The following is a 24747-nucleotide window of genomic DNA, read 5'->3' as shown; positions in this document are numbered from 1 at the left end:
TCTGTTAAAAATGAATTGATAACCCCAAGCTATAATTTCGCGCAGGAGGCATATTGTTAAAATCGGGGTCTATGCCCCATTTGTTGGCTTTCCATAGCAGCGCTACATTGTTGGCAGAAGCATAAGCCTGTACGGGAAACTTACGCATGAGCAGCCATTGATATTGCAAACGAATATCCTGCAAGCGTATAATATCCCCCTTACCGATATTGGCTTCCGAGTAAGCATAGAAATCATCACGGTTTGAATTGGCCGGATAAGTCATCGATGGAACGGTTGTTTGAGATTCATCTCTCGGATTCTGCCAACGTTTGGCATAATCCCCATGCGTACGCCAACCATTGAAAAGATCGAGGTACCGAATTGTTTCCTTCTGGAAGAAGTGGCCAAACTTGTAGGCGATATTGACACTCAAGAGCCAGGATTTCCAGCTAAAAGTCTGGTTGAGCGATCCGTAATATGGCGGGATTCCCGAACCGTGGTACACCAGATTTTGGATGGAGTCTGCCAACATTTTAGTATAATCCTTAGAAGTAGCGCCTTGCAGCGATCCCTGCGGATCGCCATTTTCAGGATCAAGTCCCATAAAGCGGTAAGAGAATACTGGATAAAGCGCCTTACCTTCGATTGGAGAAACATTTCGCCCAGAATAAGCTGTAAAGGTCAAAGCACGCCAGGTACCGCCGTAATACTTGTCCACTTTATCCTTATTGATTGTAAATAGCACCTTCGTGTTCCATTTAAAGTTTCCATCCAATATTTTTGCATTGAGATCAATATCAATACCCCTTCCCGAAGCAATAGCCACATTCCTTCGCACAGTACTAAAACCATAAGTCGGGTCGATGGGATCAGAAGCAAAAAGGTCCGTCGACTTTTTAAAATAGGCATCCGCGGAAAGCACAATACGATTATTGAACAAGGCAGCGTCCAACGCTATATTGAACATGCGGACATCTTCCCAACGGAGCAATGGATTGGGCAGCAACGAGACAATGGCACGTGGAAAAGTACTGACATCTGTATTTAGTCCCGACATATAACTGATAATAGGCAAACTGGTTGTCATACCACCCGAATTACCACTATGCCCTAATGTAGACCGCAGCTTCAAGCTATTAACCATTCTATTCTTCGGGAAGAAAGCCTCATCCGACAGCTTCCATGCCAGTCCAGCCGACCACAAAGGATTCCATTTGTTGTTGGCATTTACCCCAAACAGGTTAGAGGCATCTTTCCGGCCGCTTACCGAAAAGATATATCGCCCCCGATAGGTGTAGGAAGCATTCCCAAATAGCGATACATATCGACGCATTCGTTTATCAAACCCATTTGTATAGGGAATACGGCTCAATCCACTCAGACCATCATAGATCGGATAAGCATTTATCGGATCTATCAATTGGCTATTGTACAGATTTTCATCAAAACCATAGGTTGTAAACAGGCTGCTTTCTTCCGTCCGTGCCGACACTTCAGCGCCGCCAAAGAAATTCAGTTCATGCAGGTCACTCCATGTGTGTGCAAAATTGAGCTGTACTCTTCCTTTATGGCTGGTGAAATCATTGTTACCATTGGTCAGTATCCCCCCCAGCGGCACAATCCGTTTTACCGTCCCATTATCGATCTGCGTAAAACGGTTGATCAGATCCCGCGTGAAGAAAGACTCCTGTCCGCGTAAGTTTCGATTCGCACCCAATTGACCTTCAAAGCCGTATTGGCCAGTAATCTCCAGACTATTCCACAGTTTGACCGACAGCTTAAGCCCTGCATTCCAATAATTGGTATTATTATTGGCTCTGGATGTACCAAATTCGTCCAAAGGTCGATAAAACCAGTCCAACAGCCCTTCATTGCGCGTAGCTACGGACTCCATATACCTAAAATTATATTGTGATGGAATCGCCAGCGGATTTCCGGCATCGTCTATCAACTGTGCGTAAGGGTATAGGTTCGTTCTTCCTCCGCCGACAGCTATTGGATAATCAATGAGGTCCGGATTATAGCTATTTTTCATATTTGAATAAAGCATGTTGCTCTCCAGCCTAAAGCGTTTCCAGAAATTCAGCTGATAGGTTCCATTGATCACCAGCCGCTGATTATTACTTTCCCTTTTGCTGAGTGTATTTCTATCGTAGCCGATCCCTACTCGGTATCCACTCTGTTCAGCACGACCAGACAGCGCAATATTATTTTGGCTTAAGACACCATTGCGATAGATGTAGCGGAGCAGGTCTTTTCGATAATCCTGCGTCTTATATTGTTCGATACGCGCATCCATTTCCTCTTGCGTGACCAATCCTTTGGAAAGATCATACAGGCCGTCTACAACTGGAGAAACAATACCCCTATTCGAATTTGTACCTTTCAATATGGTATTATAAAACCCCTTATCAAAAAGCATTTTTTCGACATCGATAAACTCTGCCGAAGACATTTTAGGTAAATACATCAGGTCAGGTTTTGCGGTAATGGTCAGATTAGATGAGAAGTCTACCGCCGTTCCTTGCTGTTTATTGCGATTTTTAAGTTTGATCACGATAACACCATTCCCGGCTCGTGCCCCCCAGACTGAGGTGGCTGCCGCATCCTTAAGCAGCGTAACGGTCTCCACATCATTCGGATTAATCGCGTTGATATCCCCTTCAAAAGGCAGATCATTGACAATAATTAGCGGTCCCATGAGCGCGTTGGAAAGCGTATTGATACCACGAATATTGATCTGATTGGTACCATCGCGCCGATCCATCTGTAGGGCTGAAAAATTCCCTTCCAAGCGGTCAAGAATATTGCCCGATGATAGTCTCTGCGTTATGACCTTATCATCTACCTGTGCAAAAGCCCCGGTAGCACGGTCTTTGGGAATGCGCTGATAGCCTGTCTCGACCATCACCTCCGAAAGCTGATTCGTTTTCTTGGTAAGAACGATCCAAAAGTTCTTATTTTTGGATTCAGTAAGCGCCAGTATACGCGTTTCATACCCCATGTAGCTGACAGATACCCGTTCACTAATATCAATCGCCGATACGTGAAACTTTCCTTCGCGATCTGTCCTCGTTTGCATCTTTGTTTTCAACAGCGTAATACTTGCGCCGGCAATTGGATGGGCAGACTCATCTACTACCGTTCCAGTATAATTGTGCTGCGCCTTTAATTCCATCTGCATGAAGCATAATGTAATGAACAGCGCGTAAGTTAACCATCTATTCATAATTACCTTGCCCCCTCAACAAGTCAATTACATTATCAATCTGTTCTTTATTTACGAATGTATGACCTGTAATTGCCAGCACGGTACCGCGTGGCGAGATCCATACATATCTCGGAATTGAAGCATGCGGGAACAAGCGTATCAAGTATTCATCATCATACACAGTAGGGAGCAAATTTCCTCCTATCCGAGATAACGTTTCGCTGTAGGCCTTTTTAATTTTTTGGAGATCATCCCGGCGATGTCTGGTATTGACAAGAACTATAGCTAGCGTATCTGCATACCGTTGACTCAGCTTCTCACCTTTTGACATCTGGGTTAGACACATTCCACACCATGAGGCCCAGAAGTCCAAGATGACCAACTTACCTTTCAGGTGTTTTAGATCTGTAGTGACAGCCTTACCATTCGTGTAAACTTTATACTGTCGGGTATAAAAATCTTCGGGAACCCGATCGCCTACATTGATCGCTGCAACTGCAGGAAGCCCATTAGCCCCGCTGTCCTTGCGGGGCGTTTGGGCAGATAAACTAAACATAGAAACCAAACACAGCAGTATCGCTCGTGCTCGTTTGCTCTTAAAAGCCTTGTATAAATTATATAGTATTGATTTCATCATCTTAGGGTTTTGGTTGGTTAATGGATTGAAAAAAATCGTTGATTTTTTTGGTCAGTCTGATTTCCTCCATATTCAGGTCCAGTGTCGACAGTTTTATTTGAGTTGTATCAATATGGCGACTATGCATCAGGAAATAAGCTATTAGCGTGCGCAAGATATCCGCTAGAAAGAGGGATTGCTGTACGGCTTCTAATTTGCTTTCGGAGGTTGTCCCGAGCGTTTTACATTTCAAATCCAATGCGTAGAGGTTTTCGCGTATTGTGGCCAGCGGATAATTACCCCAAAAGCTTTCGATACATTTCAATGGATCGTAACTGTCTTCATGGATCTCGTAGAATGGCCTGTCGAGATGCAGTAAATCTTCATAAATGGCTTTCATGTGTTTAGTTTTTAGCTGTGACCATAGCGCATAGCATTCCCTATCCGACCGAAATCAGCTTTTTGCGGGAACCTGAAAAAACTCAGGTAACAGCGGTTAAAAAATAAGAGATAGGTTATCGGGCGCGGTGCAGGACAGTTACACGTAATTTGATAGAGACGATACCGCGTCCATTGGTAAAATAAAAAACCGACCTTTTTTATAGAAATTCTATAATATTATTTTCTAAAATCTTTGCTTTTGAAATCGTAAACCCTTACTTTTAAAGTGCGAAGATAAAAGAGATGCGGGCTGTTCAATTTTAGAGCGTGGAACTAAAAAAATAGGTCGGCAAAATCAACAATTGGTATGCTATAAATAAGCCATCAAGGCTTTTTTATATCCATTCGATGCCCAGGGGCTATCGGCCACTGTTGATTTTAAGCTCTTGAGATGCTATTCAGGTGGGCAGTATTTGTTCTTGATGAGCAGTGATACTGCAAGCTGGTTAAGCTGATCCTTGATCTGCCGTCGTTCTGTAAATGTTCTTAGCTCTTTTGATCTCATAATCTTACAATTTGGTTAACAAAAAGAGTCTCAAAGGGGAAGTAAGACGCAAGCATCTATAAATATAAAAGAGGCAAGCCCCACTATCTTCCACTGAATACGAGGTACGACGAATACCCATGACACAGTTTCCAATAGGGGAGCTTGCCCCTTCCTTTTGCGAAAATACAAAAAGCACAGGGGGTTCGCAAACCCTACGTCTCGCGTCATTGAAATTTCGTCGTTTCCGTATTCGAGACTAAATCAGATTAACTGATTATAAGACAAATATAAAGATAAAAATCAAAATTAGTCTCATTTAAGACTTTTTATTTTAAAAACAAATAAAAATGGCTGAATATCAATTAAATAAACTCGAAGAATTCTCCAAATATATTTTATCCATACTTAAGAATAAGATTAAAAATAAATCTGAATTAAAAAATAAATCTAAAGAGATATCAAATCTTCTTAGTGAGAGCTCTCCCAAACTAGATGGCAGAATCTTTCATAAGACCTTGATTTTTTTAGGAGAAGATATCGATACTTTCTGTAATAATTATTTTAGTAAACATGAGGGCCATATTTTAGCGAGTCTAAAAAAGAATGAAAACTTATTTCACGATTTGATCAATCCTTATATAAATAGCCAGAATCAAATTAGTGATAGCTCTAAAATTATTGCGAAGAGATTTAATAGACTTTTCTCAGGAGAACTTAATGAACTATATGCGGATGAAATATATGGACTTTCTAAAGCTCTAGCGTGTAAACCAAGTCAACTCTTCGACTACTTCTATGGCGATGGTGAGCGACCAATAATTGGGTTAAGCTAGAATAGCCCCAAAAACGGGGAAAACAACCAGCAAAAAGATATTAGTAATTTTTCGATTTAAAAAATTATTTCTATATTAAAGCAGCCGGTTGAAATATACCAACATCTAGCGAAGCGCCTTATTTATTAGGGCGCTTCATTATTAATAATAAGATTTTTTCATAACAGAGTTAGTATTTAAAATTGTTCCTCTTTTATTGATTATAAAAGAGGATTTTTTGTTGAGTCAACCTTCTCTAAAATCAAAAAGCCACTCCCTTTCGGAAATGGCTCAAAATAAATATCTATAAACTTTAAAAGTATTTGATTACAGTTTTTCGATTTCTTCGATAGAAAGCCCGGTTCCTTTAGCAATATCAGCAATAGGTAAACCCATTTTCTTAAACTCCAATGCAATGGCAATAGCTTCCTCGCGCTTACCTTCAATCTTACCTTTCTGAATTCCTTTTTTTTCAGCTTTATCTAATAAATATTCTTGAGTGCCCATAGTATCGCTCCTTCCTATTTTTGTTTTAATTTCTTCTTCAAATATACTCAAAACTTCCTGATTATCAAAACTTACGTAATAAGTTAAAAAATCATAGAGCCCTTGACGTGTACCCTTATCCATTTCTCTTTTCATCATCTCATCATAGAGATCATGTTTTATTTCTTTCAGTCCCTCATCGGTCACTTTCTTGTTTACTATCGCCAAAAGTGCCGTAAGGACAATCACAGAAAATGGGTTTCTATTTGATCGTAATTCCGATTCTTCCTGATCGAGGATCTTGTAACTGTTAAAATCGTAACGCAATGAAGTTCCCATAAACTCCTGGCTATATACCACTGGTCGATAACCTTTGCTTTCATCAGCCAAAATTGCAATAGCAGTAATTGGAACTTTGTAACGATCCCATATTCTATAAAAATAGCGAAACATGCGCTCGGCCAAATCACCCCTGCCTTTATTGCTCTGGATCTCTACATGGCAGAGTACAAACTGTTCACGGCCATCATTTAAAAATACCTTCACAAGCTTGTCTACATAACGCACTCCCCTGCCGGTGTTTTCCGGAGGAAACAAAGTCTCGAACTCTTTATCGAGATAATCAAAGGGTCTGCTCAAATCAAAAATAGCATCTGCATCCGAAAAGATAAATCTTAGAAAATGCGAAAATGTTTGCTCCAAAATAGATTTCCGCAAGGGATCATCTACACGCCTTCTTCTTGTACTCATAATTATTTATCAACTGGTTAACAGTACAAAGATAGGAAACCGTCAAACAAAATGCTAATTTAATTAGCATTTTATAGGGTAGGGTGAGTGCTCCATTATGGTCGCATCTTTAGTATCCACTTTTCTAAAAAGGAGACCTATATTGAGTATCAGCAGTGTACAATAAAAATAAATAACCTTGCGTATAATAACTTCCAGTTATTATAACTATCTTTAAAATTATACAAAGCTTAAGAATCACACATCTTGTTTACTCAAATCGCAAAAAATATGCAATTTAAAACACCTCTCCGCCCTCTGCTTTTTGTCTGCGCCATCGGCCTGTTGTTTAGTTCTTGTCAAAAGGACGTCCCTTCTGAGCAGAAGGATCTTATCGATATTGAAACGAGAGATGCTGCATGGACGAAATTGAGTATCCCGGGACAGCTTAGAGGCACATCGGCTATTTATGGCAATATTGACGACACCTTAGTTGTGGCCACCATGTACAAGATTTATATGACTACAGATAAAGGAGCTTCGTGGCAGATGGTCCGCGATGAAGGACTTGGCATACCAAGCTTCAGTATATATCAGGGAGAACTGATGGCTTTAAGCAACTTCCAGGATCATTCGACAAGTCCATTTTTATTCTCGTGGGATCATGGAAAAAGCTGGAGCACAAAGGGCAAATACGGCTATGAAGTCTATGATAAAGTACGGGTCAATCGAAAAGAAACAAAGATCAGTGAAAAGGAATCTTACAAAATAGTCCCGCAACCGAAAGAAATCATCGACAAAGAATATGGACGCCCTCTAGCCCAGCCCGACAAGCTAGCAAGGGTTACTGATAGAGGCGAACAATTGCTAGATTTTCCTTTCCGTCGACGACTAAATTATATTTACCACGACAAGAAAAACCGACTTTATATTGGCGCCGAAGGAACACGTTTTGAGTGGACTGTCAAAGGGAATGAGCGTACTTATCCGACATCCACAGATACAGCGATCATTTACATCAGCAAACTGCCTATTAGCGCACAATAACGAAACCGCACTTAATTATTCGGAAAGAACAAGCGAATGATCGTCCCCTTACCCAGCTTACTGGAGAGATTAACGTTACCGTCCAGACGTTCCATCAACTCCTTAACTAAAGAGAGTCCTATCCCTGAGCCCTGTGCTGCAAGCGCATTTTTTGCGCGCTCATGGGCTTTAAATACAACATCTAGGTCTTCATCTGGAATACCGATCCCATTATCTTCCAAATAGTATACAATCCCTTTGCTTGTCTTTTCACTATAGATCGCAAGATAATCCTGCTCGGTATCTTTGGCATATTTCACAGCATTGGAAATCAGATTAAAAAAAATCTGATAAGCGAGACTACAATCTACCTCAAGCTTGTAGAGATTTCCCAATCTAAACTCCAACTGTGATGCTGGATAAATAAGCTTTACCTCATCTATCCATTCCGCGATCTTTTTATCCATATCTAAACATTCCCTGACCAGATTGACAGCTCTTATTTTATTTAGCTGAAGGGTTTGGTTGATAATAGACTGAATATTTTCTATGGCAGCTTGCATATTGTCGAACCATTTTTGCTGAACATCTTTAGGCAGACTTATATTTTTACGCAGCATATCATTTCCCATCTTTAGAATGGATAATGGGTTTTTTAAATCATGTGAAAGGGTATTGGATAATAGATCCAGCTTTCTATTAAAAGATATTTGCTCTTTTTGGCTTTCAGCTTTATCATAGGCAAGTTTTCTTTCCGTCACATCCCATGAGGAATGTAAAATAGCATAAGTATTTCCCTTTTCGTCTAATAATGCTTTGTATTCGAAATCAAAGTACCGTTTGATAATATTTCTCCCGGATACGATATCTGCCGGGGTATCCTTGGCACGATAGGTAATCCCTGTCTTCCACACATTTTTCAAAATAGATGAAAACCCCTCTTTTTCAAAGCTGGGAAAACAGGCACACAAAGTATGTCCCAAAATTGAGCTGCTTGCATGCCATGTATCCAGCATCGCCTGGTTGGCAAAGGCAATATTGAGGTCCTCACTATCATAGATAGCCGTGGCTAAAGGAGACCGCTCCAGAACAGACAACAAAAAGTGCTCATCAAAAGGCATACAGAAAGAAATTTAGCAATTGTGAATGTATAGATATAGGGAACTCTAACAAATTAATGCAACAGAAATGATGCCATTCTTTGTAACCATTTTTGTATCTTAACCTTTAAGAAAGTTTTATATGAATAAAGTAGGAAAAAAAATCAGGTTACTTCGGCACCAAAAAGGTTGGAGCCAACAAGATGTAGCAAAAAAACTGGGGATTTCCATCCCCGCATTTTCAAAAATGGAAACAGGCATTACAGATCTTAATCTCTCCAGATTAATCCAGATCGCCAATTTATTTAATTTAACAGCGGTACAGCTTTTATCTTTTTCTGAGACAGATCACATAAATGATTATATTGACGGAATAACTTTAATTCAGCAAAAGCTGAAAGAACGGGAAGAGGAAATAATCCAGCTTCAAAAAAAAATCATTCACCTCTATGAACTGTTGCACAAAGATTAAAACTTTTAAAATTTAACCGAAATACTGAGCCGAATAAGGTGCAAATAGATAATTGATTTAAAGAGTGTTTCTTTAGAAAGAAAGCCACCCCCTTTCGGAAATGGCTTTAATAAATATTTTAAGCTTAAAAATTCCGTGATTACAGTTTTTCAATTTCTTCAATAGAAAGTCCAGTAATATCACGGATATCCTCTATTTTAAAACCTTTACTCAACATCTTCCGAGCAGATTCAATAGCTTTTTTACGTTCACCTTCAGCAAGACCCTCAGCCATACCTTTAGCAAGACCTTTGGCCATACCTTCAGCTAAACCTTTAGCTTCTCCGGACCTCACAGCCGAATTAAAAACGCTTTCAGCATCTCGTTTATGCTTTAGACTTGATTCATATGACATGCGATCTTCCTCCGTTAATTTACCTATTTCTCCTACTTCAAAGATAAGACCAAATATCCTTTTATCCAAAAATGATGGCAACTTATCCATGGTACTCAAGTGTTTAAGCACATATAGCCACTGATCCATTACAGTACGCAATTCTGTCGGCTTCTTATTGAAGAGCGGTAATGAAACCAATTTGTACCCTAACTTATCATAAAAAATTTCATGCGTATCCTTATCACACAATGCAACATCATAGAAATAGGGTCGATCGGTATTGCGCATAGGAAGGACCTTATCGTCTCCATAGAGTTTAAATTCTAAAACACCAATAAAATAAACCTCTGGTAGACAGTAATCATTTCCTTTCTTTCCCCTTGACAATTGTTTATTAATCAATCGTGAAGTGTAGTAAACAGCTCGATCCCTAAAAAATTCTTGAAATAATTGCTGCATTTCTATAATAAATAACTCGCCATCACTTCCGATACAATGTAAATCGAAGACGACCCGACGCATATCTTCCTGATCACCATCATATTCTACGGATTTGTAGAATAAATCGGCAATTACTTTCTCCCCTTCAAATAAGCTATTGAGAAATTCAATCAAGAGAATTTTATTTTCCTCCCGCCCAAAATAAAGCTTCCAACCAAAGTCGGTATTGGGATCAACATATTTCCCGATATATTTAAACTTAGCCATAATTATTAAGTTACTGGTTATTAGCACAAATATAAATAAAACTAAAATTATTAGCAAACAAAACAGAAAAAGGACATCGTATAATCTGACCATCTCCACAAATCGTCTCAAAGTATCCTCATATTGTCTCAAGTGGTAAAGCCTATACTGTTAATGCTGTACATTTAGTATTCAAATCACACCAATTATATGCAGTATCTTGAATTTGAACATATCCAGTTTATCTGGAGCCGACAGCTGACATCGACCATTCTCCAAAAATCCTGTCAAGCTCATTTTTCATAAACAACCAATATTCTTTAATAAACATTAGCACATGAATTTTAAAATCAACAGTTTTAAAGTGGCTACTAAATTATTGCTATTCAGCAGCAGTTTTTTTGCTGGAGCCGCTTACGCACTACCGCATGCACCCTATGTGCAGGAGGTTCAGACCACAGTCAAGGGCAGTGTAAAAGACGAGCAAGGCAATCCCCTAGTTGGTGCCACGGTCTCTGTGAAGGGCAGCAATCTACGAACTTCGACGGACGCCAATGGTACATTCACCCTGACTAACGTTGAGCGAAATGCTATCCTCGTCGTTCGAATGATCGGCTTTAGCGCCAAAGAAATCACGTATACGGGTGGTTCCAGTTTGAATGTACAATTGGTATCTGACACGCAGCAGCTTGAGGAGGCTGTTGTGGTCGGCTACGGCTCCCTAGACAAAAAAGAATTGACCAGTGCCGTCTCGAGCATCAAACAGAAAGACATGGTCGCGGGTGCTGTCTCTCCTCTTTTGGCGATCCAGGGAAAAGTTCCGGGACTCAGTGTCATCTCCACCAATGGAACCGACCCTAATGCGGGTATCTCCTTGCAATTGCGCGGTGTCAATTCGGTAAACGCCTCTCAGGGACCGCTCGTGGTTATTGACGGTGTTCCTGGTGGTGATATCAACTCCGTGGCGAAAGAAGATATTGAATCCATCAACGTGCTGCGGGATGCCTCCGCAGCCGCGATTTACGGAACACGTGCCTCTGGTGGTGTGATCCTGATCACCACTAAAAGACCACAGGTTGGAAAGGCACAGGTGAATTTTACTTCGGAATATTTTGTCGAATCCATCCGCAAACGTCCCAAAGTCCTATCGGCAGAGAAATTTGTGGAATATGGCCTCGGTGAAGACCTTGGACATCGCACCGACTGGTATGATGAGGTTACCAACAATAATCCATTTAGCCATCGGCAAGTCGCAAACATCAGCGGCGGTTCCGAAAATGCCAATGTCTACACCACCTTTACCAAGCGCGACGCCAAAGGAATGGCGATTACCTCCAAAAGGGATGAAATCGGTGGACGGATCAATAGTGCCTTCAAATTTTTCGACGGTTTTGCGGAGTTGAATACCAATGTAAGCTACAACCAGGTAAAGGCGTTTGGCTCCAACGGAGACATCTTTAACAACAATGACATTTTTAATATGGCCTTGGTGATGAATCCGACGGAAACGCCTTACGATGCCAATGATGTCAGCGGTTACAACGTCTTGGAAGGTGGATATGATACCTGGAACCCTGTTGCCGAAGCCCGCCTACGCAGCGATGAAAAGCAATTCAAATACCTGTTGGCCAATGCGACCTTAAAGTTAAACCTCACAGAACATCTGACCACAAGTGCCACCATCGGAATAAAGAATAACAGCGAACATGGCAATTATTACCGATCGGCACAACATCGCATTTCGCGAGAGAACAATGTGGACGGATTTGCCAAGCAATATTATAGCCGGTTCAATGACCGCGTCTTTGAATGGACCGCCAACTATACAAACCGCTGGGCCGCACATTCCTTGAATGCTGTAGCCGGTTATAGCTACCAAGATTTTAATGGACAGGGATTTTCTGCCGAAAACTCTAATTTCCCGGTCGATGGCATTGGCGAAAACGATATGGGTACAGGCACCTATTTGCCCGATGGACGTGCCGGTATCGGATCATGGAAAAATCCCTGGGTCAAACTAGCCGCCTTTTTTGGCCGTGTCAATTACTCCTATTTAGACCGCTATATCCTGACCGCAACAGCACGTTACGAAGGATCCAGCAAATTTGCGCCTAAAAACAGATGGGGATTCTTTCCGGGACTTTCCGCAGGCTGGCGGGTTTCCCAGGAACCTTTCCTACGGGACGTCACATTTATCAATGACCTTAAATTACGTGCAGGCTACGGAGAAACGGGCAATGAAGGTTTTGATGCCAAAGTTGCCACACGGATGTATAGCGCCGACACCTGGTTTTTGCAGGATGGCAAATGGTTCAGAACTTATGGTGTGATGCACAACCAAAATCCAAATATCAAGTGGGAAGTCAAAAAAGAATACAACCTTGGTTTAGATTTCACTGTACTGAACAACCGTTTAAGTGGCCGTTTTGATATCTACAAACGGAAGATCGACGATCTGATTTATGACATCAGCGTATCCCAACCGCCGGCCATCCACGATAAAACCACCATGAATGTGGGAAGCATGCAAAATACCGGATATGAATTTGAGCTGAACTTTAAAGCCGTAGAAAATGATCATTTCAGTTATACCACAAGCATTGTCGCTTCACATAATAAAAGTAGGCTCAATACTTTATGGGGCAGTCAGACCTTTACCGATCGAAAAGACTTCCCGGCACCCGGTTCGCCAGGCTCGGCAGTGAGGTTATATCCGGGCGAGGATATTGGCCAGTTTTTCCTCTGGAAATTTGCAGGCTTTACAGATGACGGCTATTGGAAGCTTTATGATAAGGATGGAAATGCCTTTGATGTGCGGGACCGCAATAAGACCGTGGGCGACAAGTCTTTTGTCGGCAATGCCATCCCTGCTTTACAACTCTCCTGGAACAACCAATTTACCTATAAAAACTGGGATGCAAGTATCTATATGCGCAGCTGGATCGGCCACGATGTGTTCAATATGATCAATATGTACTACAGCCTACCCAATGTAAAAGGACAGAATGTGCTGGAAGAGGCATACGACAAACATAAAAATATCAAAGGAGAAAAAGAGCTAAGCGATTACTGGTTGGAAAAAGGTACTTTTTTGAAGGTTGACGCCCTGAATATCGGTTATCGCTTTAACCAAAATTGGATCAAACCATTGAAGTCGATGCGAATCTATGCCACTGCACGTGACCTTTTCGTATTTACCAACTACAGTGGCCTGGATCCGGAAGTCAATATCAATGGCCTTGAACCGGGATTTGAAGAGCGCAATGTCTATCCAAAGACCAGGACTTTTATGATGGGTTTACAAGTAAATTTTTAAAGCGAGCAAACATGAAAAAATACATTTCCATAGCAACATTATCCGTAGCATTATTGCTATCAGGATGTACCAAATTGGATCAGGAATTTTATAGTTCGGTCACGCCGGACACCTTTTTCAAAAGTGAGAAAGACATCAAGGCAGCCCTATTTAGACCATTTACCCATGCGAAGTGGTATATGGGCGAAGACCGTTGGCGCCTACAGGAATATACGGCAGACAATTTTGCCATTACCACCAAGGGACGCCACTGGTATAATGGCGGCGAGAATGAGCGCTATCATTACCACCGTTGGACGGCGGATGACAATTGGATTTGGGGAAGCTGGCGCGGAACCCTGATGGGGGTTGCCCTCGCACTGGATACAAAGAGTGATCTGAGCAAATTGGATTACGGCAAATTTGCACTGAGCGACGAGCGGAAAGCAGCAGATCTCGCACAATTAGATGCATTGATAGCCTATTTTTATCTACGTGGTTTGGATTATTTTGGCGGTATGCCTATTTTCGAGTCATTAGACCAAGAGTCACTACCGCGCAATAGCGATCAGGAACTTTTTGCCCATATCGAAAAGCTGCTCAAAGCTGCTATTGAAAATCTTCCTGCAAAGAAGGCCGGCGACAAGGAAGAAGGCGCGATTCGAAAAGCTGCGGCTGCAGCGATGCTGGCACAGCTCTACTTCAATGCAGAAGCCTATATTGGTAAAGCCATGTACGCTGAAAGCCAAAAATTGGCACAGGATATTGTCAATAAAGTCTATGGCGACTACAGCTTGGATACGAAGTGGAACGGGGTACATGGATTTAAAAACAATGAATCGCCCGAGATTATCTGGTCTATGCCTTCCGAATTCAAGATGTTGGAGTACAATTGGTTTTATGCAGACTTCTATCACTACAACACGAAGCAGTTCTTTGCACAGGATATGGGCGGGAATAATGGCGCTCACCTGACGCCATCCAAGAAACCTAATGGCTCAAGCTATGATGTGGACTTCAAGTTAGGTTCACCCTTTGAAACCTTCGACCAAGGCGATCTACGTAAAGCACCTTACGTCTATCACGGTTCGGACCAATATGAGGGTATGTTTATTGTTGGTCCACATAAAACACCGAGTGGCGAGGCTATTCTTGGCGGTGAAGAATACAAGGACAAGCCTTTGAACTTTGTAGACCAAGTGGGTCGTTTTTCGGAAGTTGGACCAGGAAAAAAGTACAGTTCCATCGATCAGTTGCCCTCCAAAATGTCTGAAGGAGAGGAAAACACCGGCATACGGCTGGTGAAGGTGCCCATCCCAAATCTAGCCAACAATACTTTACGCTGGGGAGCCGATATGCCGATTATCCGACTAGCGGAAGTTTACTATATGCTTGCCGAATGTGATTTCAGATTAGGGAACAAGGAAAAAGCGGCAGAACTGTTCAATACCGTCCGAAAGCGAAACTTTGCCAATGCTGCTGATCCTAATCCCGTGACTAGCGCCAATATGGACAAGTACCGTATTCTGGATGAATGGAGTATAGAGTTTTTAGGGGAAGGTCGGCGACGTACAGATCTGATCCGATGGAAAGCTTTTACTACGGAAAAGTGGTGGGATCATAATCCAAGTACCTCCGCACATCTGAATCGTTTCCCAGTTCCCAATCAGGCTATTGCTGGCAACAGCAACTTGGCCCAAAATCCGGGTTATTAAAATTGACAATAAAAAAAGCCAGCCTGCGATTGCTCACGCAGGTTGGCTTTTTTGTGAAAGACTTACTTGTCCAACGATGTAAATATCGAATTCTGAGAACGGAATTCCGGCACAATATCTTTAACCAGCTGAACTAATTTCATTTTATCCTCATTCGGATCGGCTGTTTTCGCCAATTCACATAATTGTTCAATTCTTGTCTTTTGCAACGCTAAATCTGGAGTATTGACCTTTGCAATCATAATCTTTTCATGATAGGTCTTTTCCGTATTCTCCCCATTTGCTAAAAGTTCCTCAAAAATCTTTTCCCCGGGACGGAGGCCAACAATCTTAATATCGATATCTTCAGGATAATTGTAACCTTTTAAGCGGATCATCTGTTTGGCGAGATCCATAATCTTAATAGGTTCGCCCATATCGAAGACAAATATTTCACCGCCTTTACCCATTACTGCGGCCTCTTGTACGAGTTGACAGGCTTCGGGTATCGTCATAAAATAACGGGTGATATTTGGATCGGTAATTGTCAGCGGCCCACCTTTCAGCATCTGCTTTTCAAACAGGGGAATCACAGAACCATTGGAACCCAAAACATTCCCAAAACGAGTTACAATAAAATTGGTTTTGGAGTTTATGTTCACCGTCGATATAGCAATCTCAGCGACTCGTTTGGTAGCCCCCATGACATTTGTCGGATTGACCGCCTTATCGGTGGAGACCATGACAAATTTAGATACACCATATTTATCCGCCAGCTGCGCCACATTATAGGAACCCCATACATTCGTTAGAATAGATTCATACGGATTCGCTTCCATCAAAGGCACATGCTTATAAGCGGCTGCGTGAAAAACATAAGTCGGCCGGTAAACCTGAAACAGCGTATCCATAAATAAGGCATCCCGAACATTGCCGACCATAAATACACAACGTCCAAAATTTGCAGATGAGCTCAACTCCTGTTGAATATCATACAAAGAGGATTCCGCCTGGTCGACCACGATGAGCTGTTTGAGATCAGTATGTGCAAGCTGACGCACCAGTTCTCCGCCAATAGAACCTGCTCCCCCCGTCACCAATACGATCTGTCCCTTCATCTCCGCAGCGATAGCAGGATTGTCCAGGTCGATTGCTTTGCGTCCCAACAGATCCTCTATGCGCAAACTGCGTATTTGTCGGGTTGCCACCTCCCCGGCCATTAAACGCGCCGTATCTGGGATAATCTTGACGATTAATGGAATAGGTTCAGCCAACTTAAAGACCTTGCTTAATCGCTCGGGAGACCTATTATCGACTGCCACAATTAGCTCTGCAGCATTTCCATGCCTATCGACAAATTCTTTATTCAATTTATTAATATCATGGATTCTAAAGCCTTGAATTCGATTACCGATACGATGTGGATTATCATCCGTGATAGCCACAATACGATATTTGTTTCGTGATGTTGTATGAATAAAATGAAAGGTTGTATTGCCCATATTTCCTGCACCAAACAAGATAACAGGAATACGGTTGTCTTTATTACCCCACATAAGCTCGTGGTAGAGCGCCCGATAAAGCACGCGGCTAAAGGTCATACCGAAACCTACAATCAATGCATGAAAAAGAAGCTGTGTATCAGAGAAAGGAAAAGCGGCATGTAAGAACGAAGGTTGTGTCCACTCTAACATTTTACATACAAGTACTGATGAAAAATAGGCCATCCCAATCGCAAAAACCATACGTTGCAGTTCGCGAATGCCAGTTTTATGAATAACACCTTTAAATGTTCCCAGCGAAACAAAACAGATCAGATATACGGTGGACACTAATATAAGCTGTATTCCCAAGGCATCGACCTCCACTCCGCCTCGATGCTTAAAAATGAGTATATAGCTAATCAAAAATGCTACTCCTACAATAATCATATCCAACAGCAGAATGATCCACCGAGGCTTGTTGATGGACAAGCCCTCCCTCCATATATTACTCATTTAAAATATATTAAAATTCCCTTCCCAAGTTTAAGTCAGTGCAAATGTACCAAATTAAAACAATGTTTCAGGAAAAGATTTCTGCCTATCTAGAATATAACAAATGGCGTGCAAATAATCTTGTATATCTTTATTTATTGTACCTAAATCATTAAGCATAGGATATAAATTATTATATTTGATCAACCCCTATTTCTAAAACCAAATGAACAAACAATTAAGGGATATTTTTTTTCAGTTATTGCGTATCGGCCTTTGGGGAGAAGGTAAGCTTACTCTCATCAAACCTTTGTCTATTGAAGATTGGATTAGTATCCAAAAATATGCATGCAATCAAACGGTAGAAGGTGTTATTTATGATAGTTTTCCATTTTTAACCGAAGATCAATTACCACCAGCTTCTTTGCGTCTAAAATGGGCTGTACGAATGGATCAGATCGAAAGGCACAATGCAAAGATGAATGCTGTAATTGCCGAACAGTTTTCAACTTTTGAGCAAGGCGGAATCCGCCCCATACTTCAGAAAGGGCAAGGAGTCGCATGCTATTACCGTATTCCTGAGCACCGTATATGCGGAGATATTGATTGGGGTTTTGAAGAAGATGATTATAGCAAAGCAAGGAATTATCTGAGGGAACGGAAAGTAAAATTTAAATACACCCCCGATTTCAGTTTTGGATATGACTGGAATGGAGTACATGTTGAGCATCATGAACGCAAATTTGATTTTTATAATCCTTTTAAGAAAAAATATTTGAATAAGCTTTTGGAGGATTATAGGGCTAGGCAAGAGGCATTGGAAATCCATGGAATATCCATTCGCTTACTAGCCCCAGAACTACAGCTTCTACAGGTCAATATCCACATTTTAAAACATCTAATTACTTACGGTATCAGCTTACGCCAGTTTTGCGATTCTGCGAGATTATATTACAGTGAACTCCCCAATATTGATGTTCAGGCATTGCATTCCATTTATAAAAAAACCGGGATGCTCAAGTGGACTCACCTACTTCATAAATTGCTTGTTGATTACATAGGACTCCCCGAATCTGCCATTCCGTTTGCTTACCCCAAAGACACACGTGTCGATTGGATGCTAGATGAAGTATGGCATTCCGGAAATTTTGGGTTCAATGATGAAAGATTTGTGCAGGGAAAAAAAACAAAATTTTTCTATCATCCTGACGCTAGTAAGCGCCTTTGGGGAAATTTTAAAAGATATCTTAAATATGCTCCACAGGAGGTTATAGCATTTCCCATTTTTCAAGTCTACTGTAAGTTTTTAAGGAAAGATAGTGACTGAAAAAGCGTCTCCCTTCCAAAATAGAAATAGAGACGCCACAAATTTTCTGTATTAAAAATCTAGATAAATACTTTCATCGACCACCTTCTTCTCAGGCCATAATCGTTGAGGATAATCACCTCGTTCTATTAATTGATGAATACTTTGTTGTACTTGATTCTTATCTTCTTTATAAGTCACACCAAACCATTTTGCGTCGGTAGGTAATACCGAAAAGTTCGCAATGCCTTGCTTCACCATGTGATCTGGCAAATCAGGAATAAAGAATTCTGCTTTGGGGTTCTCATAATTTTGCTCCACGAAACCAGGGAACAACTCACGTGCAATTTCAAATAGTTTAGGCGTAAATCCCCAAAAGTTCATTGAAACCCTTGTATTGTTTGGTAACACGGTTTCTTTTTCTTCCTGCGCGTAAACAATATCCTCATTTTTTCTGTAAATGTTGGTTCTTTCCGTAACGCTTTGTAAATAATTTGTCTGGTTTACTTCACATACACCACGAGAGACATAACCAAAGTCGGACAGGGTATTCCCCACTTCAAATCCAACTAATGCCATCTCGTTATCCATTGCCTTGTTCTTCAAAAATATAGCCATTTTTTGAAATGCATCAAAGCCATAGAAATCATCAGCATTAATGACACAGAATGGTCTATCCACTTCTTGCTCGGCACTCATTACGGCATGACCGGTTCCCCAAGGCTTTTGACGTTCTACGATACGATCCACACCAAATTTTTTCAAGTTGAAATCCTGATAGGCATATGCAACTTCGATTGAGTCCGGAAGCTTATCCCCAATGTTGCTTTTCATTACATCTAAAAACTCCTCTCGAATCACAAAAACGACTTTTCCAAAGCCAGCCTTTATCGCATCATAAATTGAATAATCAATAATTTTTTCACCAAAGGGGCCAAAGCACTCAACCTGTTTTGCAGAACCATAGCGACTGGCCATCCCGGCAGCTAATATGACTAAAATTGGTTTCTCGGAATAAATTTCATTTCTTAACATGACTATTTTGATCTATTTGTTTGTTGTTTTAAATATCTTCTTTTATATTGTCCGATGAACGTTAATATAGATGGCTAGTTTTTATTGAAAATTTATAAAATAAATAGAAGCGTTAAATAACAAAATATATGCCACTACACGTCACTTTCCTTTAACAAATGATGATGAATTAATTAAAAAGAACCCTATAGGACCCTAAAATAATGATGCCTCATCTTTTCTAAGAGAGGCATCACAAAAAACTTTATTATATCTACAGTTTCTCTTCTGCTTTTTTTCCTTGAGCCTTATTTCCCTCAAGCTCCTCAGCCTTTACGCCTTTAGGATTGCTCCACAACTTCTTTTTATAGGCATCCAATTTCTCCTCGACTTTTTTGCCATCCAGCTGTTGTCCTCCATTTTCTGTATCTTTGAGATTTTGCAACATACCAGGAGAAGATTCCCTAACAATTGTGCTTGCAAATTTATTCTGTACAAAAAAATCATCCATAGTCATATCATACAATCCTTTGTCCGGATCTGAAATGTCTACCTGTATAAGACTGTAACGCAATTGAGGAAAATACAACCAAAATGCGGGCGTTGCTCCAACAGATTCTGCCAATTCTGCTGAAGTGGTAATATTCATTAATGGCGCTACGCCGATAATACGTGTCTCCAATCGACTGCGCTGTTTATCAAAGAAAATATCTTCCTTTATTCTAAATTTGGTCACACGCGCAGGATCAAACTCATTTAACGCCATTTTCGAATCGATCTGATTTCCTTCGCCGTCGAATATGGGCACCAACACACTATCTGCAAATCGTGCCATCCCTTCCTGCGCACTTAATCTACCTTTGAATGAATCGTCATCCGGACTATAGAGTGAAAGCTTTCCTTTTTCGATAGCTTTCATGACCACCTCTATCAAGGAGTTTCCGGGTACAGCAAGAACATTATTCTTTTCATCTTTCAGGTCAATATCACGCCACACACGTTTATAAAATCGGATATTTTTTTTATTTACCTCAGGATAAGCAAAAGGAACAGCGTCTTCCATATTATTTGCCTGATAAAATCCATCGGTCAGTGGAATTGTGTCCTGTATAACTTCTCCTGATATTACAGGAGTAGCTGAATTTACATTATTTAAAATGTTCTGATTTTTGGGCACCGTATCTATCGTTGTCTCTTGTTGAGCAAACAATGACCCAACTCCAAAAGTCATCGCTGCTATCAATACTATTTTTGTTTTCATTGTTATCGATTTTTGGGTTCTAAAACAGCGGGTTAATACTTACGTGTTTTGCTCTGTACTGTTGGCATTTCAAAAGCAGACATGACACAACGGAAACCGATATAAGAATGCGGTTCATAATCTACCGAGTAATTGCGCGTTTCACTATTCAATTGTTCACCATTATCTTTCCAAGATCCACCACGAACGACTTTACGTTTCAAGGCATCACCATCTTTTGCATCAGCGTCATAAAGCAATGCAGGATTTAAGTCGTTGACAAATACGACTGCAGAAGGGCTGTAAGCATCCAAAGTCCATTCGGAAACATTTCCAGCCATATTGTAGACGCCGAAAGCGTTTGGCATATAAGATTTTACAGGAAGAGTGAAGGTCGCACCATCTCGCGAGTACGTTCCTTCTCCTTGTTTGAAGTTGACGGCTAGTTTCTTTTTTCCTTCTGTTCCATCAATAGTCATCCGTGAACCAGCGATGGTATCCTGCGGATCCAATTTACCAGAAGCGGCATATTGCCATTGCGCTTCAGTTGGCAAACTTAAACTCAGCTGATAACCGTTGAGATAGGAATTTTTCAATACTGTCGCCGCCATCTCGCTGGCCCGCCAGTCCGTAAATGCGCGCGCTTGTCTCCAAGTGACACCTACGACGGGATAATAATCGAAAGAAGGATGTGTAAAATAATTAGCATCTAAGGATGCTAATTGCGCATTCGGAAAATCTTTGGTCCAGATATCTTCCACAGGCATGACAGCCACTGTATCTGTTACATATTTCTTTTTCACATTACCCTTAGATTGTAAGTAGGAGAAGCGGTATCTAATCACCTCTGGATTGAGGGTACGTCTATTTCCTTGCATTTCAAGCATAGGGGCAATACGTTCTTGAATGCTTGGATCATTGCTTTTCCATATCGGAGATATTTTTTTGACCTTTGCCCAATTAATACGCTTTTGCCCAACCTGCTCACCTGCAATCTCCAAGAAATACTGATCATCATTTAAATAATCCGTTACAGCCACAGAGTCTGCTACCCAATTAACGAACTCACGGTATTGTTTATTAGTCACTTCTGCCTCATCGATAAAAAATGCACTCACACTCACATTTTTACCCACATTACCACTATCTAGCGATCCTTTGAAAAGAATTGTACCAGAAGGTACATAGACCATACCAGGAGGCGCCGGCAGTTTCCCGCCTCTAAAGGCATTAACTTTTGGAGCCTTATACATGGCCGAATTAGATTTACAAGATACAAAACCAATCAGGATAGCTATAGAAATTAATCCTAGCAGCCGATTGCTATAGGCCCATTTAGATATGTTTTTCATTTGTTTATTTTTGACTAGCATATTTGATTGACTTATTTGCGGTTAAACAGTGCATATTTCACACCCAGGGATACGAAACCGTATTGATCGTTATTTTTATTTTTGATACCATCCAGGTTATCGTTGAATGTCAAGGTATGTTGATAGTTTACGTTGATAGCCCATTGAGGACCGTATAGTGTACGACCAAAAGGAATATCAACCCCGACATTAAGTGGCACTACGAAATGGATTTCGCCCAGCTTGTCAGCAAGCTCTCCGCCATTGGACGCTAAATAATTTGCGTAGAATTCTGATATATGTCTATTAATTCGGTTTTTTACAAGCCCTGCTCCAGCTCCAACATAAATATTAGAAAGAATACGAGACAGCGTATTTGCTTCTAGAGTATAATAACTATAGTTATTCGTATTATCTAGAAAATGTCCCAAACGTAATTTACCATTAATATTCCCAGCGAAGTAGCGGTTTTTAAAATCACTATCGTAACCATTTCCAGCTAAAGTCCCTTTCTCACCATGTAAACCCACCGAGATATACGGTGTAATCAAATAATCCAGTTCTCCGTAAAAAGCAAATTTAGACTCTACGTTTCCTAAATCTGTAAGATTGATGGTTCCTCCAGCACCTGCTCCGATGCTAATTGGCCTGGAGAACTGCGCTGAAACAGTTAAACCTGTTAAAAATAAAATTCCAATAAAGCTAAAAATCAGAAGTTTTTTCATTTGGTTGAGTGTATTAAAATATTAATAATAACGGCTTAAGCAAAATAATAGTATTACATAAAAAATCCCAAGCCATTTTCTACGACTTGGGATTCAACAACAATAAGGCCAAAGTTATTTAATATAGACCTTTATTTAATATTTAAGCGATTAAAAAATTGGTAGCCTCACCTGTTTTTGGGAAAGTTTCAAGTTAGCGTGAGATTACATAGATAAAAATTGATAATCGCAAAGAACTGAATAAGGGCAATATGATCAAGGATTCAGGAACAAAATCAATTTGTAATCCTTTACAAGGAAATAATATTGTAAATAAAAAATATTTAGATTCTGTTAATAAAATAATCCAATGGCCAAGTATAATCATCTATACTCGCATGCTCGATACCATGATCTGCGAAAACCAACAGCTCGCTATCAGGCTTTGTGGCTCTAAAGGCTGTCCCATACCCTTTAGGTACATGAAAAACGTTCATATCTGTAGCATTAAATTTCATCTTTTTTACTACTAGATCCACCGCAGGTTGATCCCAATTATCAATCTTTATCAAGTCGACTTCAAATTCTCCAGACAAAACATAAAACCAACGTTGTTCAAGACGATGCGCACGCCAGCCTCTTACCAATTCAATATCCGCATTCTTAATAATGTAAAATCTCTTAACAGAAGTCATATCAAAATCATTAACAAAACGTATGTTTCCACGCTGGTCTTTGGCTATACCCCCTTTTATTGTTTTTATAGTATGCATAAAATTAAACGTATTTTTTTATGATGTAGTTTTTATAAACCAAATAAATTAAACTCATTAACACTAATAAACTCACAGCAAATATTACCTGTACTTTCACTTCTTGATGAACAAATTCAATAACCAATAAACCAATTAAATACTGAATAATACCATAAGAGAAAGAAATCTTTAATTTATTCACTTTTGCCTCATTGCCTAAAAACTGATATAAGTGCGAACGATGTGCTTCAAATATATTCTCCCTTCGTAATAATCGACGAATGATTGTCCAAACCGCATCAATTCCATATACCGACAGAAACAAGATATAGATCACATTTCCTGTTTGAATAATCAAAGCACCAAGTGCAAACAATAATACAAAAGCAATAGCCACCGCCCCTACATCACCAGCAAAGCATTTTGCTTTTTTTCGAAAATTAAAAAAGGCAAAGACCAATACGCCCAACAGCGTATAAGAAAGTAGATCCTTTTCTATAAAATTAAGCTTATGGTTTACCAATAGCAGAAGTGAACCAACAGCCAAGCTATAGCAGGCGGTAATACCGTTGATCCCATCCATAAAATTATAAGCATTGATCACTCCTACAACGACAATAAAGGTGATCAATAGATAATACCAAGGCATATTAAAAAGATCCAATTGATAAGCCATCAACAATACGGAACTAAAGTGAATCAGTAATCGTATTTTATTAGAAAGCGTAAATACATCATCCAAAAAAGAAATTGCAGTCATTAAAGTAAGGCCTAAAAAGAACCATGGATATTGAAAACCTGAAAGAATAAAAAAGATAAGTGCTCCACAATAAAAAATAATACCACCACCTCTTAAAGTTACAGTGTTATGCGAAGAGCGCTCATTAGGCTTATCAATAATATTAAAACGATCGGCAACTTTAAAGTAAAGAAGCTCAACAACAAATAAAACAACAAGTACGATTAAATAATTCATATTTTATACT

General features: G+C 40.2%; 19 protein-coding genes. 6 read left to right on the top strand and 13 right to left on the bottom strand.

What is annotated here, in order from left to right:
• Positions 1-4: 4 nt before the first annotated feature.
• The 3 genes from M2419_RS16170 to M2419_RS16160 are packed head-to-tail and all read right to left on the bottom strand — an operon-like array spanning position 5 to position 4209.
• Positions 5-3211, bottom strand: coding sequence for a SusC/RagA family TonB-linked outer membrane protein (locus tag M2419_RS16170; RefSeq protein ID WP_259255375.1), 3207 nt, complete (start codon positions 3209-3211; stop codon positions 5-7).
• Positions 3204-3830, bottom strand: coding sequence for a TlpA disulfide reductase family protein (locus M2419_RS16165; protein ID WP_259255374.1), 627 nt, complete (start codon positions 3828-3830; stop codon positions 3204-3206). The genes M2419_RS16170 and M2419_RS16165 overlap by 8 nt, the downstream gene beginning before the upstream one ends.
• 1 nt (position 3831) lies before the next feature.
• On the bottom strand, positions 3832-4209 hold the full coding sequence (locus M2419_RS16160; RefSeq protein WP_182330469.1) for a hypothetical protein: 378 nt from the start codon (positions 4207-4209) through the stop codon (positions 3832-3834).
• 875 nt (positions 4210-5084) lie between these two features.
• Between M2419_RS16160 and M2419_RS16155 the strand changes: the two genes are divergently transcribed.
• A complete protein-coding gene (locus M2419_RS16155) occupies positions 5085-5570 on the top strand; it encodes a hypothetical protein (RefSeq protein WP_259255373.1) in 486 nt (161 codons plus the stop codon).
• A gap of 306 nt (positions 5571-5876) precedes the next feature.
• Here M2419_RS16155 and M2419_RS16150 read toward each other — a convergent pair whose 3' ends face one another.
• Entirely contained in the window at positions 5877-6785 is a 909-nt protein-coding gene (locus M2419_RS16150; RefSeq protein WP_259255372.1) for a hypothetical protein, read from the bottom strand.
• A gap of 270 nt (positions 6786-7055) precedes the next feature.
• Between M2419_RS16150 and M2419_RS16145 the strand changes: the two genes are divergently transcribed.
• Positions 7056-7811: a hypothetical protein gene (locus tag M2419_RS16145; RefSeq protein ID WP_259255371.1), complete on the top strand. Its 756-nt coding sequence runs from the start codon at positions 7056-7058 to the stop codon at positions 7809-7811.
• An 11-nt stretch (positions 7812-7822) separates the two neighbouring features.
• Here the strand turns inward: M2419_RS16145 and M2419_RS16140 are convergent, their stop codons facing one another.
• Positions 7823-8911 carry a PAS domain-containing sensor histidine kinase gene (locus M2419_RS16140; RefSeq protein WP_259255370.1) on the bottom strand — a complete coding sequence of 363 codons (1089 nt, stop codon included), beginning with the start codon at positions 8909-8911 and terminating at the stop codon, positions 7823-7825.
• A gap of 121 nt (positions 8912-9032) precedes the next feature.
• On the opposite strand from M2419_RS16140, the gene M2419_RS16135 reads away from it, so the two are divergent.
• Positions 9033-9362 carry a helix-turn-helix domain-containing protein gene (locus tag M2419_RS16135; RefSeq protein ID WP_259255369.1) on the top strand — a complete coding sequence of 110 codons (330 nt, stop codon included), beginning with the start codon at positions 9033-9035 and terminating at the stop codon, positions 9360-9362.
• 139 nt (positions 9363-9501) lie between these two features.
• On the opposite strand, the gene M2419_RS16130 is transcribed toward M2419_RS16135, so the two are convergent.
• On the bottom strand, positions 9502-10446 hold the full coding sequence (locus M2419_RS16130; protein ID WP_259255368.1) for an Rpn family recombination-promoting nuclease/putative transposase: 945 nt from the start codon (positions 10444-10446) through the stop codon (positions 9502-9504).
• A gap of 316 nt (positions 10447-10762) precedes the next feature.
• Between M2419_RS16130 and M2419_RS16125 the strand changes: the two genes are divergently transcribed.
• The gene (locus M2419_RS16125) at positions 10763-13741 is read left to right on the top strand and encodes a SusC/RagA family TonB-linked outer membrane protein (protein ID WP_259255367.1); all 2979 of its coding nucleotides are present in this window, start codon (positions 10763-10765) and stop codon (positions 13739-13741) included.
• A gap of 11 nt (positions 13742-13752) precedes the next feature.
• Positions 13753-15435 carry a RagB/SusD family nutrient uptake outer membrane protein gene (locus M2419_RS16120; protein WP_259255366.1) on the top strand — a complete coding sequence of 561 codons (1683 nt, stop codon included), beginning with the start codon at positions 13753-13755 and terminating at the stop codon, positions 15433-15435.
• A 62-nt stretch (positions 15436-15497) separates the two neighbouring features.
• On the opposite strand, the gene M2419_RS16115 is transcribed toward M2419_RS16120, so the two are convergent.
• On the bottom strand, positions 15498-17411 hold the full coding sequence (locus M2419_RS16115; protein WP_259255365.1) for a nucleoside-diphosphate sugar epimerase/dehydratase: 1914 nt from the start codon (positions 17409-17411) through the stop codon (positions 15498-15500).
• Between the two features lie 205 nt (positions 17412-17616).
• On the opposite strand from M2419_RS16115, the gene M2419_RS16110 reads away from it, so the two are divergent.
• Positions 17617-18717 carry a nucleotidyltransferase family protein gene (locus M2419_RS16110; RefSeq protein ID WP_259255364.1) on the top strand — a complete coding sequence of 367 codons (1101 nt, stop codon included), beginning with the start codon at positions 17617-17619 and terminating at the stop codon, positions 18715-18717.
• 51 nt (positions 18718-18768) lie between these two features.
• On the opposite strand, the gene M2419_RS16105 is transcribed toward M2419_RS16110, so the two are convergent.
• From M2419_RS16105 to M2419_RS16080, 6 genes are all read right to left on the bottom strand, one after another.
• A complete protein-coding gene (locus tag M2419_RS16105; protein ID WP_259255363.1) occupies positions 18769-19731 on the bottom strand; it encodes a sugar phosphate nucleotidyltransferase in 963 nt (320 codons plus the stop codon).
• 253 nt (positions 19732-19984) lie between these two features.
• The gene (gene gldN, locus M2419_RS16100) at positions 19985-20971 is read right to left on the bottom strand and encodes a gliding motility protein GldN (RefSeq protein ID WP_259255362.1); all 987 of its coding nucleotides are present in this window, start codon (positions 20969-20971) and stop codon (positions 19985-19987) included.
• A 32-nt stretch (positions 20972-21003) separates the two neighbouring features.
• Positions 21004-22302, bottom strand: a complete 1299-nt coding sequence (locus M2419_RS16095) for an SUMF1/EgtB/PvdO family nonheme iron enzyme (RefSeq protein ID WP_259255361.1) — start codon at positions 22300-22302, stop codon at positions 21004-21006.
• Between the two features lie 32 nt (positions 22303-22334).
• Positions 22335-23027, bottom strand: coding sequence for an outer membrane beta-barrel protein (locus M2419_RS16090; protein ID WP_259255360.1), 693 nt, complete (start codon positions 23025-23027; stop codon positions 22335-22337).
• A 323-nt stretch (positions 23028-23350) separates the two neighbouring features.
• Entirely contained in the window at positions 23351-23779 is a 429-nt protein-coding gene (locus M2419_RS16085) for a WxcM-like domain-containing protein (protein WP_259255359.1), read from the bottom strand.
• 4 nt (positions 23780-23783) lie between these two features.
• On the bottom strand, positions 23784-24737 hold the full coding sequence (locus M2419_RS16080; RefSeq protein ID WP_259255358.1) for a glycosyltransferase family 4 protein: 954 nt from the start codon (positions 24735-24737) through the stop codon (positions 23784-23786).
• Positions 24738-24747 lie beyond the last annotated feature (10 nt).

The organism is Sphingobacterium sp. BIGb0116 (assembly GCF_024808035.1).
Lineage (GTDB): Bacteria > Bacteroidota > Bacteroidia > Sphingobacteriales > Sphingobacteriaceae > Sphingobacterium > Sphingobacterium paramultivorum.
The sequence above is the reverse complement of the archived record's forward strand: the minus strand, read 5'-3'. Positions and strand labels throughout refer to the sequence as shown.